Source organism: Ensifer sp. ENS11, assembly GCF_014851895.1.
In the GTDB taxonomy this organism is placed as follows: domain Bacteria; phylum Pseudomonadota; class Alphaproteobacteria; order Rhizobiales; family Rhizobiaceae; genus Ensifer; species Ensifer canadensis.
This window is the reverse complement of sequence record NZ_JACVAN010000008.1, coordinates 258914-271793: the sequence shown is the minus strand read 5'-3', so window position 1 is coordinate 271793 and position 12880 is coordinate 258914. Positions and strand designations below refer to the sequence as shown.

The 12880-nt window shown below is 61.4% G+C and carries 12 protein-coding genes; 10 read left to right on the top strand and 2 right to left on the bottom strand.

Features of this window, described 5'->3' with window-relative positions:
• Nucleotides 1–77: 77 nt before the first annotated feature.
• Nucleotides 78–263 (top strand): 50S ribosomal protein L32, encoded by a 186-nt coding sequence (rpmF, locus tag IB264_RS18080; RefSeq protein WP_025425225.1) that lies wholly within the window; start codon nucleotides 78–80, stop codon nucleotides 261–263.
• Between the two features lie 166 nt (nucleotides 264–429).
• Nucleotides 430–831, top strand: coding sequence for a hypothetical protein (locus tag IB264_RS18075; RefSeq protein ID WP_025425224.1), 402 nt, complete (start codon nucleotides 430–432; stop codon nucleotides 829–831).
• Nucleotides 832–898: 67 nt separating this feature from the next.
• Here the strand turns inward: IB264_RS18075 and phaR are convergent, their stop codons facing one another.
• Entirely contained in the window at nucleotides 899–1477 is a 579-nt protein-coding gene (gene phaR / locus IB264_RS18070; protein ID WP_025425223.1) for a polyhydroxyalkanoate synthesis repressor PhaR, read from the bottom strand.
• A gap of 223 nt (nucleotides 1478–1700) precedes the next feature.
• Between phaR and IB264_RS18065 the strand changes: the two genes are divergently transcribed.
• The 8 genes from IB264_RS18065 to IB264_RS18030 all read left to right on the top strand — a co-directional run bounded on the left by IB264_RS18065 (nucleotide 1701) and on the right by IB264_RS18030 (nucleotide 10850).
• Complete coding sequence (locus tag IB264_RS18065) at nucleotides 1701–2882, top strand: acetyl-CoA C-acetyltransferase (RefSeq protein ID WP_025425222.1); 1182 nt, start codon at nucleotides 1701–1703, stop codon at nucleotides 2880–2882.
• Between the two features lie 13 nt (nucleotides 2883–2895).
• Nucleotides 2896–3255 carry a hypothetical protein gene (locus IB264_RS18060; RefSeq protein WP_025425221.1) on the top strand — a complete coding sequence of 120 codons (360 nt, stop codon included), beginning with the start codon at nucleotides 2896–2898 and terminating at the stop codon, nucleotides 3253–3255.
• Between the two features lie 17 nt (nucleotides 3256–3272).
• A complete protein-coding gene (locus tag IB264_RS18055; protein WP_025425220.1) occupies nucleotides 3273–3998 on the top strand; it encodes a beta-ketoacyl-ACP reductase in 726 nt (241 codons plus the stop codon).
• A 700-nt stretch (nucleotides 3999–4698) separates the two neighbouring features.
• Nucleotides 4699–7692 carry a DEAD/DEAH box helicase gene (locus IB264_RS18050; protein WP_063997122.1) on the top strand — a complete coding sequence of 998 codons (2994 nt, stop codon included), beginning with the start codon at nucleotides 4699–4701 and terminating at the stop codon, nucleotides 7690–7692.
• A 7-nt stretch (nucleotides 7693–7699) separates the two neighbouring features.
• Entirely contained in the window at nucleotides 7700–8113 is a 414-nt protein-coding gene (locus IB264_RS18045; protein WP_025425218.1) for an RNA-binding S4 domain-containing protein, read from the top strand.
• Nucleotides 8114–8314: 201 nt separating this feature from the next.
• Entirely contained in the window at nucleotides 8315–8653 is a 339-nt protein-coding gene (fdxA, locus tag IB264_RS18040; RefSeq protein ID WP_025425217.1) for a ferredoxin FdxA, read from the top strand.
• Between the two features lie 412 nt (nucleotides 8654–9065).
• On the top strand, nucleotides 9066–9635 hold the full coding sequence (locus tag IB264_RS18035) for a CarD family transcriptional regulator (protein ID WP_025425216.1): 570 nt from the start codon (nucleotides 9066–9068) through the stop codon (nucleotides 9633–9635).
• A gap of 348 nt (nucleotides 9636–9983) precedes the next feature.
• On the top strand, nucleotides 9984–10850 hold the full coding sequence (locus IB264_RS18030) for an RNA polymerase factor sigma-32 (protein WP_025425215.1): 867 nt from the start codon (nucleotides 9984–9986) through the stop codon (nucleotides 10848–10850).
• Nucleotides 10851–11143: 293 nt separating this feature from the next.
• Here IB264_RS18030 and IB264_RS18025 read toward each other — a convergent pair whose 3' ends face one another.
• A complete protein-coding gene (locus IB264_RS18025; protein ID WP_025425214.1) occupies nucleotides 11144–12655 on the bottom strand; it encodes a M48 family metalloprotease in 1512 nt (503 codons plus the stop codon).
• Between the last annotated feature and the right edge of the window lie 225 nt (nucleotides 12656–12880).

The window sequence follows — 12880 nt, the reverse complement described above, 5'->3', positions numbered from 1 at the left end:
ATTTCCGTGATTAACATCTGTTTTATACGGCCATTTCGGCTGCTGAACAGTGTTTTGCCCGATAAGTGGAGAATGAAATGGCTGTACCTAAAAGAAAAACGAGCCCGTCCAAGCGTGGCATGCGCCGTTCTGCTGACGCCCTCAAGACGCCGACCTACATCGAAGACAAGAACTCCGGTGAACTGCGTCGCCCGCACCACATCGACCTGAAGACCGGCATGTACCGTGGTCGTCAGGTTCTGACCCCGAAGGAAAGCGCATAAGCGCTGACATTGGCGGACCGAGTTAAAGGGCTGGCTTTGCCAGCCCTTTTCTTTTGCATGCCTGACATCTTCTCGACGGAGAGGTTGGTATTAAGTCGGCGTGGTGATCTCTGGCGTCACGTGGCGCATGTAGCGATCACTCATTGAAGAGGGAGCGCATTTGTTCATGCTTGCCGCCATTCCATTGCTGATCCTGCCCTTTGCCATCTACAACCTTGCCATGCTCGGCCTTTTCGGCGGCACGGCTGGCCTCGGTGCCGGCGTGATGTCGCTGTCCATGCTGTCCGGCGCGACATGGGCCATGAGCTTCGGCGATCTCCTGATCGTCGTGGCCTTGCTTCTGCTTTTCGTGGAAATTCTCAAGGCGACCCGCACCGGCACGCGGGCGCTGATGGACCATCTGTTGTCGATGGTGCTCTTCATCGCGTTCCTGGTCGAGTTCCTACTGGTCGCCCCGGCGGCCACACAAATCTTCTTCATCCTGATGACGATCAGCTTCATCGACGTCATCGCCGGCTTCTCCGTGTCGATGCGATCGGCCGGCCGGGACGTTTCAATCGGTCTTTGAAGCGGACTGAAGAAGAACGCTCACATCGCCGCGTGCCGATGAGGACCGCGGCGCCGTCGCGATACGCTCAGCCGAGATTGTCGAGCTTGGTCTGAAGGGCGCGCAATTGCTCCTTCAACTCGTCGATATCCTTGGCTTCCGCCTTCTTGGTCTCCTTGACCGGAGGCGAGGCGATGAACGGCGAAAACATCTGCATCGCCTGATGGAACATCTCTGTGTTGCGCCGAACCTGCTCCTCGACCAGTTGCAGCGGCGCCTGCAGGTTCTTGCCGAGCGGCGTGTCGCCGAAGGCCTTGTTGATCTGCTCCCGCATCTGCACCTGCTGCTCGGTGAAGGCCTGCATCGAGTGCTCGAGATAGCTCGGCACGACCATCTGCATCTGGTCGCCGTAGAAGGAAATCAGCTGGCGCAGGAACGAAATCGGCAGCAGCGTGTTGCCGGTCTTGGATTCCTGCTCGAAGATGATCTGCGTCAGAACCGAATGGGTAATGTCTTCGCCTGATTTGGCGTCCTGTACGGTAAACTCCTCGCCCTTCTTCACCATCACGGCCAGGTCGTCGAGCGTGACGTAGGTGCTGGTCCCGGTGTTGTAGAGCCGCCGGTTCGCATATTTCTTGATTACGATCTGGCCGTCGTTCTTCGCCATCAGGCTCTCCTCATTACCCGCGGTCCGTCTTTTTCTACTTTTCAGAGTATCCGCAAACGAATGCCGCTGACAATGTCTTTGTGCGATGCGGCGACGCAAGTGCGAAATCTCGCGGTCGGCAGGGGATGACGGTTTTGCGGCAGTGCATCAAGGCGTTTGACTTGCGCCCCGCGCTTTGCCAGTCTGCTGTCGTCACGCAAGAAAATCTGAGGAAACGTCCCCCATGAGCAATCCCTCCATCGTGATCGCCAGCGCGGCACGTACCGCCGTCGGATCCTTCAACGGTGCCTTCGGCAACACACCGGCCCACGAGCTTGGCGCCGCCGTCATCAAGGCGGTACTCGAACGCGCCGGCGTCGAGGCGAACGAGGTCGATGAAGTGATCCTCGGGCAGGTGCTGCAGGCAGGCGAAGGCCAGAACCCGGCGCGCCAGGCCGCGATGAAGGCGGGCATTCCGCCAGAAAAGACCGCCTGGGGCATGAACCAGCTTTGCGGCTCGGGCCTGCGCGCAGTCGCGCTCGGCATGCAGCAGATCGCATCCGGCGATGCAGAAATCATCATTGCCGGCGGCATGGAGTCGATGTCGATGGCACCGCATTGCTCGCACCTGCGTGGCGGCGTGAAGATGGGCGACTTCAAGATGATCGACACGATGATCAAGGATGGCCTGACGGACGCCTTCTACGGCTACCACATGGGTATCACCGCGGAGAATGTCGCCCGTCAGTGGCAGCTGACCCGCGAGGAGCAGGATCAGTTTGCGCTGGCGTCGCAGAATAAGGCCGAGGCCGCGCAGAAGGCGGGCCGCTTCGCTGACGAGATCGTTCCGTTCGTCGTCAAGGGCCGCAAGGGTGACGTCATCGTCGATCAGGACGAATATATCCGCCATGGCGCGACCATCGACCAGATGACCAAGCTGCGTCCGGCCTTCGACAAGGAGGGAACCGTGACCGCCGGCAACGCATCCGGCCTCAATGACGGTGCCGCCGCCACCCTGCTGATGACCGAGGCAGAGGCCGCCAAGCGCGGCATTCAGCCGCTCGCGCGCATCGTTTCCTGGGCCACGGCCGGCGTCGATCCGCAGGTGATGGGCACAGGCCCGATCCCGGCATCGCGCAAGGCGCTGGAGAAGGCCGGCTGGGCGATCGGTGATGTCGAACTCGTCGAAGCCAACGAGGCCTTCGCGGCACAGGCCTGCGCGGTCAACAAGGACCTCGGCTGGGATCCGTCGATCGTCAACGTCAATGGCGGCGCGATTGCGATCGGACATCCGATCGGCGCGTCCGGCGCCCGCGTTCTCAACACGCTGCTGTTCGAAATGAAGCGCCGCGGCGTTTCCAAGGGCCTTGTGACCTTGTGCATCGGTGGCGGCATGGGCGTCGCCATGTGCGTCGAGCGTCTCTGACCGGCCCGACCGCATGCGTCATGTCAGCGGGTTGATCTTTTCGGTCCTGTTTGTCGCTTCGTCGGCGAACCAGGGTCATGCGACATCTCCGCCGTTCGAACAGGCAAAAGTGGTCCAGTGCATGCTGGACCACACGACTGTCGATGACGAGACCGTTTTCAAGAACCTGATGATCGCTGCCCTCAACGACGACAGCGGCAGTGTCAAATCCTACGTCGTCCAGATGAGCAGTCTGTTGATGAACCTCGCGCTGACCAAGTGCGAGGTCGGAATGTCCATGCTCGCTGATCCGCAATTTCAGGCTGCGGCCAGGATCTACGGGCAGCATATGGGCGAAAAATTGATGAAGAAGGCCTTTGATAAACTGAATTAATCAAGTGGGAGGCGAGCATGAGCAGGGTAGCATTGGTTACGGGTGGGTCACGCGGCATTGGCGCCGCGATTTCCATCGCGCTGAAGAATGCAGGATACAAGGTTGCTGCCAACTACGCCGGCAATGACGAGAAGGCGCAGGCGTTCAAGGAGGAAACCGGCATCCCGGTCTACAAGTGGGATGTCTCCAACTATCAGTCCTGCGTCGACGGCATTGCCAAGGTCGAGGCCGACCTTGGGCCGATCGAAGTGCTTGTCAACAATGCCGGCATCACCCGTGATGCCATGTTCCACAAGATGACCCCGGAGCAATGGGGCGAGGTGATCAACACCAACCTGACCGGCCTGTTCAACATGACCCATCCGGTCTGGACCGGCATGCGGGACCGCAGCTTCGGGCGGGTGATCAATATTTCGTCGATCAACGGCCAGAAGGGCCAGATGGGGCAGGCGAACTACTCGGCCGCCAAGGCCGGTGATCTCGGCTTCACCAAGGCACTCTCCCAGGAAGGGGCTGCCAAAGGCATCACTGTCAATGCCATCTGCCCGGGCTACATCGGCACGGAGATGGTGCGGGCGATACCGGAAAAGGTTCTCAACGAGCGGATCATTCCGCAGATCCCGGTCGGTCGTCTGGGCGAGCCGGAGGAGATTGCCCGCTGCGTGGTTTTCCTCGCATCCGACGATGCCGGCTTCATCACGGGGTCGACGATCTCCGCCAATGGCGGACAGTTCTTCGTCTGATCCTGTTATCGCCCGCACTTTCGACGGCGCTCCGTTTGGGGCGCCGTTTCATTTTTATTGCCTGCTCGGTTCAAAGACAGAAGGTTAATGGCGCACCGGAATCTGTCCGCAAGTTGGAGAAAGCCGGTTTCTGGCCTGTTGTTTGCCGTGCGTCGACATACCATATGTTGTGGAGAACGAATGTGGAACGCAGTGATGTCTGTGATTCGTCGTCGATTCGTTCCGGCTTTGGTCGATGTGTTAACGCAGCGATTCCCATTCCCTGATTCCGGCGAATCAGCCTGATTCTTCGGTTAAAATTTCCTAAACTTTCCAGAGTCTTGGATTCCGAATCCTTTGCCACCTTTAATGCTTCGGCAACCCAGATTAACGCTCGGGGTGCACGGCGCACGCGCTGCCAGAGACCTGATTCAGCATGTGGTGCAATATTGGCAGTTGCAATCTATATGTAGCCGTGAACATACAGTGAATCGAGTGGAGTCAGCGATTCGTCGCCGATTCGTTCCGTGGCTGTTCCGAACCTTAATTTCGCACGTCCAGATATGGTGGTGCGGGCAGGCGCTGGTTTGCCGGGAAATGGTTTTAGTTGCCGGCGCCCCTTGCGTTTGCCGCGGTGCGTGGGCATGTGTTTGCCGCCGGCGCGTAAAGGCGCCTCTTATGTTCTTGAATGCCCGGGATCGATGACGTGTCCGTTCACCCCATGATCCTGAGCGGCCGCGGCGTCACCGCGGTGCTCGGGCCAACCAATACCGGCAAGACGCATTATGCGATCGAGCGCATGATCGCGCACGATAGCGGCGTCATCGGGCTGCCGCTGCGGCTGCTCGCGCGCGAGGTCTATACGCGTGTTGTCGAAAAGGTCGGCCATCACAACGTTGCGCTGATCACCGGCGAGGAAAAGATCACCCCACATCGCGCCCGCTACTCGGTCTGCACGGTCGAGGCGATGCCGCGCGAAACGACGGCGTCCTTCGTGGCGATCGACGAAGTGCAGCTCGCCGGCGATCTCGAGCGTGGTCACATCTTCACCGACCGGCTGCTCTATCTGCGCGGCCGCGGCGAGACGCTGCTGCTCGGGGCCGCGACGATGCGGCCGATCCTCGAACAATTGTTGCCGGGCATCACCGTCGTCGAACGCCCGCGCATGTCGCAGCTGCTCTATGCCGGGTCGAAGAAAATCACCCGCCTGCCGCATCGCTCGGCCATCGTCGCCTTTTCGGCAGACGAAGTCTATGCGATTGCCGAGCTGATCCGCCGTCAGCGCGGCGGCGCTGCCGTCGTGCTCGGGGCGCTGTCGCCGCGCACGCGCAATGCCCAGGTCGCGCTCTATCAGGAAGGCGACGTCGAGTTTCTGGTGGCGACCGATGCGATCGGCATGGGATTGAACCTCGACGTCGACCATGTCGCCTTCGCACAGGACCGCAAGTTCGACGGCTACCAGTTCCGCAACCTCAATCCGGCCGAACTGGCGCAGATCGCCGGGCGTGCCGGGCGGCACCTGCGCGATGGCACGTTCGGCGTCACCGGCCGGGTCGATCCGTTCGACAACGAGCTGGTGCATCGCATCGAGTCACATGAATTCGATCCGCTCAAGGTGCTGCAATGGCGCTCCAAGGCGTTTGACTATGCGTCGCTTGCCGCGTTGAAGCGAAGCCTGGATGCCGCCCCGACAATTCCGGGGCTTGCGCGCGCTCTACCTGCGGTGGATCAGCAGGCGTTCGAACATTTGTCGCGCTATCCCGAAGTGGCCGATCTGGCGACGACGCCGGACCGGGTCGAAAAATTGTGGGAAGCCTGTGCATTGCCGGATTATCGCCGCATTACACCGGCTCAACACGCCGATCTGATCTCCACGATCTACGCCGATCTTGTCCGACGTGGCGCCGTGAACGAAGATTTCATGGCCGAGCAAGTCCGTCGGGCGGATTATACCGATGGTGAGATCGACACACTTTCGGCGCGAATCGCGCAGATCAGAACCTGGACCTATGTGTCGAACCGGCCCGGATGGCTTGCCGATCCGACACACTGGCAAGAAAAGACGCGGGAAATTGAAGATCGATTGTCCGACGCACTACATGAACGGTTGACGAAACGCTTTGTTGATCGCAGGACATCTGTGCTCATGAAGCGCCTGAGAGAGAATGCTATGCTGGAAGCTGAAATCAGTGTGAATGGTGACGTCTTCGTTGAAGGCCATCACGTAGGACAACTAACCGGTTTCCGGTTTACGCTGGCGACCGGCGGAGACGGACCGGATGCCAAGGCCGTGCAGGGTGCTGCGCAGAAGGCGCTGGCGCTCGAGTTCGAAGCGCGTGCGGCGCGTCTGCACGCCTCCGGCAATGGCGACCTTGCGCTATCGTCCGACGGACTGGTGCGTTGGCTCGGCGATCCCGTGGCTCGGCTTGCGGCCAGCGACCATGTCATGCGTCCGCGCGTCATCCTGCTTGCCGACGAGCAGCTGCAGGCCAATGCGCGCGAGCATGTCGTCGCCCGCATCGAGCGTTTCGTGAACCATCATATCGGCACGGTGCTGAAACCGCTTGACGATATCTCGCGCGCCGAGGATCTCGAAGGCCTCGCCAAGGGGCTGGCATTCCAGCTCGTCGAAAATCTCGGCGTGCTGTTCCGCCGCGACGTCGCCGAAGAGGTGAAGTCGCTCGACCAGGACGGTCGCGCCTCGATCCGCAAGTATGGCGTCCGCTTCGGCGCCTATCACATCTTCCTGCCCGCGCTGTTGAAGCCGGCTCCGGCCGAGCTCATTACGCTGCTCTGGGCGCTGAAGAACGATGGCCTCGACAAGGCTGGCTATGGCGATCTGATCCCGATGCTGGCCGCTGGCCGCACCTCGGTCGTTACCGATCCCTCGTTTGAGCGGACGTTCTACAAGCTCGCGGGCTTCCGTTTCCTCGGCAAGCGTGCCGTTCGCATCGACATCCTCGAGCGTCTGGCGGATCTCATCCGTCCGCTGCTGCAGTGGAAGCCGGGTGCGCAGCCGCGTCCCGAAGGCGCCTATGACGGCCGTCGCTTCACCGCGACGACCTCCATGCTCTCCATTCTCGGCGCAACGCCTGACGATATGGAAGAAATTCTCAAGGGGCTTGGCTACCGCGCCGATAGCGTGAAGGCCGAGGATGCCGCAGCGTTCCTGGCAAGCCAGGGCGTGGCGCCTGCAGCCCCGGCCGAGGCGTCCACGGAAGCTGCCGCCGACCACGACGATGCGGATGCAAGCGGTGAAGGCGAACCGGCGGCTGAAACCGAGGCACCTGCCTCCGTCGAGCCGGCGACTGCCGAAGGCGAAGCTGCCGCTCCCCAGGCAGCCGCGGAAGAGGGTGCCGAGGCTGCCGAAGCCAAGCCGGTTCTCCTCTGGCGTCCGGGCACCCGCCAGGACAATCAGCGCCAGGGTGGCCGTCACCAGGGCGATCAGCGCCGTGGCGGTCCGCGCCAGGGGCAAGGCCAAGGCCAGGGCGAGGGACGCGAAGGCGGCCGCAAGGCCGGCGCACCGGCCCGCGGCAAGCGGCACGACGGCAAGCCCGAGGGTGGCCAGCGGCAGGATCGCCATGATCGTCACGATCGCGGCGGCAAGCCGAACGCGGCCAAGTTCGAGGCGCGCCCGCCGCGCAAGGAGAAGCCGATCGATCCGGATTCGCCCTTTGCCAAGCTTGCCGCTCTCAAGGAGCAGATGAAGAAGTAGGAACGCCATGGAGAAACAGTCTGCGTCCAACCCGGCATCGCGCCAGCGTCTCGACAAATGGCTGTTCTTCACGCGCCTGTTGAAGTCCCGCTCGCTCGCCCAAAAGGCGATCGAGGCGGGGCACGTCACTGTCAATGACGAACGGGTCAAGCAGTCCTCCTTCCAGGTGAAAGCGGGCGATGTGCTCGCTGTGTCGCTCGAGCGGCGCGACGTGATCGTGCGTGTGCTTCTGCCCGGCGAACGACGCGGCCCTTTCGATGAGGCGCGGCTGCTCTACGAGGACCTGACGCCGGCGGAGCCGCGGGAAAAGCTCTCGACTTTTGACCTCGCGACGCGTGAGCCGGGGGCGGGGCGACCCACCAAGAAAGAGCGGCGCGAAACCGACCGGTTGAAGCCCGGTTTCAATCCGCTCGACGATTAGAAAACTCTGCCTTCAGCGCGGCGTTTTGCGCATTGAATATTCTTGCAAAGGGTCCATAAAGCCTTTACCTGACAACCCACGTTGAGTGCATCGGTCTTGCTTCGGCAGCTATGCGCGCCGGACATTCCTAGCATGCGCGGACATGAGCATCACCATTGATTGCGGTCCGCCATCAAACGTGAGCATTGGCTGGAGTACCTCATGACGTATGTCGTGACCGACAATTGCATTCGCTGCAAGTACATGGATTGCGTTGAAGTCTGCCCGGTGGACTGCTTCTACGAAGGCGAGAATTTTCTCGTCATTCATCCCGATGAATGCATCGATTGCGGCGTCTGCGAGCCGGAATGTCCTGCCGAGGCCATCAAGCCAGACACCGAGCCGGGCCTCGATATGTGGTTGAAAGTGAACGCTGATTTTGCCACCAAGTGGCCGAACGTCACCATCAAGCGCGACGCGATGCCGGAAGCCAAGGAAATGGACGGGGTCGAAGGCAAGTACGAGAAGTACTTCTCTGCCGAACCCGGCCAGGGCGACTGAGGCGCTCGGCCTCGGTCCGTGCGCCGAGGCTGGCGAGACGATAATGACCCCGGCGTCAAATCTGGGGAAAATCAGGCTCCGCCCTCGCATCTGCGAGAATGGCGGCTTGATGGCTGCCATGCAGCAAATTATTGATTTCCGCAGTTTTTTGTGATAGGGTCCTTCTACTGATCCACAGAGGGTGTTTTTGCGCGCCCGAAAACCTCACGAAAGCAAACGATCTCCACAGCGCGGTTTTTCCAGATACGCACCGTTGCGTCTCTCTATTGTGACCGCGTTTGATGGGATTGTTTGGGTTCCTTTGGACGGACCAGGATGGACCCACCCGGCGGTATCCCCGTCTATCCCGGGCCTCACTGACCCGGCCCCGGCCAAGAATGGCCGGGTGCGAAACAGGGAGTTTTTGAAACGAATGACGACCCAGCAGAAAAAATCTTCGACACGCCACGGCTTCAAGACCGGTGAATCGATTGTCTATCCGGCCCATGGCGTCGGACAGATCGTCGCTATCGAGGAGCAGGAAGTTGCCGGCATGAAGCTTGAGCTTTTTGTCATCGATTTCGAAAAGGACAAGATGCGCCTGAAGGTGCCGGTCGCCAAGGCCGTCAGCATCGGCATGCGCAAGCTCTCGGAGACCGATTTCGTCGATCGCGCGTTGAAGGTTGTGCAGGGCAAGGCTCGCGTCAAGCGGACCATGTGGTCGCGCCGCGCACAGGAATACGATGCCAAGATCAATTCCGGCGATCTGATCTCGATCGCAGAAGTCGTGCGCGACCTCTACCGCGCAGAAAACCAGCCGGAGCAGTCCTATTCCGAACGCCAGCTCTATGAAGCTGCCCTCGACCGCATGGCGCGCGAAATCGCGGCCGTGAACAAGATGTCCGAGACCGAGGCTGTTCGCCTGGTCGAAGCCAATCTTAACAAGGGTCCGAAGCGCGGCAAGGCGATCGAAGAAGACGACGCCCAGGACGAGGCAGCTTAAAGAGCGCCAGTCCCATACCATCACGACAAGACAAAGCCCGGCCATCGCGCCGGGCTTTTTCGTTTGCACCATTCCTGCTTGCAGCTTTTTCGTCGGGGCGAGGGAACTTTTCTCGCCGGCGCGCATTTATCAAAGCCGGCAGGGATGCGCCGCCTTCCTGCCGGGGCGATCTGGGTGCTCTGATCTTCTGTCAGAATTCAGCTTCGTAGTTTGGAAGTAGGGCGCTGCACCGGTTCTTCAAGCTTCGGTGTCGTCGCACCAGCCGCCGTCGGCGTCGGTCGGGTCCTTCCGTCCGGCCCTTGGACTTCACCCGTTAGCGGCGTCCAGGCGCCCGCCATGGAGCGATCGATGAGGACTCTCACAGCAGACAGGCGCATGATCAAGATTGCGATGGAGGCGCCTTATCTCGAGCGTGAAGAAGAACACGCCCTGGCCACGGCCTGGCGAAACGATCACGATCAGGACGCCCGCAACAAGATCGCCATGTCGCATATGCGGCTGGTCATTTCCATGGCGGCAAAATTCCGCAATTTCGGCCTGCCGATGGGCGATCTCGTTCAGGAGGGGCATATAGGCCTGCTCGAAGCCGCCGCGCGCTTCGAGCCCAGCCGTGAAGTGCGCTTCTCGACCTACGCGACCTGGTGGATCCGTGCCTCGATGCAGGACTACGTTCTGCGCAATTGGTCGATCGTTCGTGGCGGCACCAGTTCGGCGCAGAAGGCGCTGTTCTTCAATCTTCGCCGGCTGCGCGCGCGGCTTGCCCAAGGCGATCGTCAGCTCACATCGCAGGCTATGCATGAGGAAATTGCCGCCGCACTCGGGGTCAGCATTGCCGACGTCCAGACCATGGATGCCCGCCTTTCCGGCAGCGACACCTCGCTGCAGGCACCGGTCGGTGGGGCGGATTCCGATGGGGGAGAGCGCCTCGACTTTCTCGCAAGCGACGCGCCGCTGCCTGACGAACAGGTGAGCGACATGATCGACGGCGAGCGTGCCCGCATCTGGCTGCACGACGCCATGGGTGCGCTGACCGAGCGCGAGATGCGGATCATCCGCGCACGACGTCTGTCAGAGGAAGGCGCAACGCTGGAGGAGCTCGGGCTCGACCTCGGCATCTCCAAGGAGCGGGTCCGCCAGATCGAGACGCGGGCGCTTGAAAAGCTCAGGGCGGCGCTGGCAACCAAGGCTCCGGCGCTGACATCGGTCGTGCACTGAAGCATTTTCGGGAGACGTGCCTACAGCGCCGCGCGTCTTATTAGACGCGCTAAGGTCGCTGTAGCACTTTGAATTGCTGCATGTTTTTATCCTTAAATCGAATAGGATTTAAGGAAACATGCAGTGGGTGGCCATCCCGTCCATAGGACGGGTGAACACGTGATGACGCAGTTGCACGTTCGCGCCGGAAACCTCAACGCGTCAAACGCGCGTCGGGCACGGCAAGCGATTTCGCATCTTTGACACGAAGACATAAGACGGCGTCGGACTGAATGGTGCGGCGCCGTTGGCGTTTATTCGGAAATGATCTTCACCCGGTCGCCCGGCTTGATGGTCGAGGTCACCTGCATGGCGTTGATCAGCCGGAACAGATCGAGCTTGCGGTCGGTACCCATCATCCGGGCCGACAGCATGGCGATCGTCTCTCCGGGCTTGACCACGGCGACGCGGATGCGCAGCGGCTTCAGCGACTGTGCTTCGGCCGGCGTCATCTTGCGGAACGTTGCGCGCAGCTGGTTTGCCGTCGGCTCCAGCGCGCGCGACCCTTTTGGAACGGCAGTCAGGAAGCGGTAGATGCGGTTGTCGATGCGCACGACCGTGACGTCGAAGTCCCAGCGATCGGCAGACGCGCGGGCCGTTGCGGCCTCAAGACCGTTGACGCTGATCGGACGGATGGTATCGGGCTGCAGGCCGGTCACCCAGCCGCTGGCGATGTAATCCGTCAGGCTCTTGCGGGCCGTATCGGCGATGCCGTCGAAACGGATCGCCACGTCGCCGGGGCCGGTTGCCAGGACCGCTTCTGCCTTGTTGTCGATCTGGAAGCCGGTCGGCACGTCGAAACGAATGCCGAGCTGGCCATGCATGAAGGTCTGGCCGCGGACATAGCCTTCCTGCGGGCTGTCGCCATAGAGCAGGCCGTCGATGCCGGCGAGATAATAGTCGCGCCCGCGGTCGCCGCTGGTGCCCTCGGCGCCAAACGCGCGCGCGTGCCGGCGCGCGAGATCGACGCGCTGCGGGGCATTCGGGTGGCTCGATAGGAAGTCGAGGCTCTGGTCTGCTTCCGGATCGACCGCGGAGAAGCGGCTGTAGGCGGCCATGGAATCGAGGAAGCGTGCCGCCGCATAGGGGTCGTAACCGGCCTCGCCCAGCATGCGCACGCCGATGACGTCAGCCTGGAGCTCCTGGTTGCGGGAGAAGGCGGCCAGACGCAGCTTGCCGCGCGCCAGTGCCTGCTTGCCGGCGAGATCCGAGGACAGCACCTCGGAGACGACGCGGCTGGCGATGACTTCCGCCTCTTCGCGCTGCTGGCGCTCGATGCCATGGTTGGCGGTGACGTGCGCCATTTCATGCGACAGCACGGCCGCAACCTCGGACGCGTCATTGGCAAGCGCAAGCAGGCCGCGGGTGACATAGAGATAGCCGCCGGGCAGCGCAAAGGCGTTGATCGCCGGGGAATTGAGAATGGTGATGCGGTAGGACTGCTGCGGGTTTTCCGAGACGGCCGTCAGGGCGCCGGCGATGCGGGCGACCAGCCGCTCCGTCTTTGCGTCCTTGTACTCCCCGCCGTAGCTCGCGACGATGCGCGGGTGTTCGCGCGCGCCGAGCTGGGCACGGGGGTCGTTCTTCTGGACTTCGTCGACGATCTGCGGATTGGAGGACGGCGATACGGTCGGCTCGTAGGTCTGCTCGATCACCGACTGGCAGGCGGAAAGCAGCGTCGTCGCAAGCAATGCAACCACAGCACGTGTCCGGAGGCCTCCGCGCTTGGGCGGGAACCGGTCGTTTCTGACTGTATGACTTTCCATGCCTCAGCCCGTTTCCCGTCCAACGCCACCCCACAACAGGGACTCGGGCGGCGTTGAAAGTCTTACTTTTTCAGCCGGATACGTCCGATCCGGGAAGAGTATTCCAGCCCTGGTCTTGCTGTATCTGATTTCAGCGCCACCTGCCTAGTTTACCCCGGTAGAAATAGTTGCCCCGTGGTATCACGGCAACGGATACGCGAATATTCGTGACGCTCCGGCCGGACA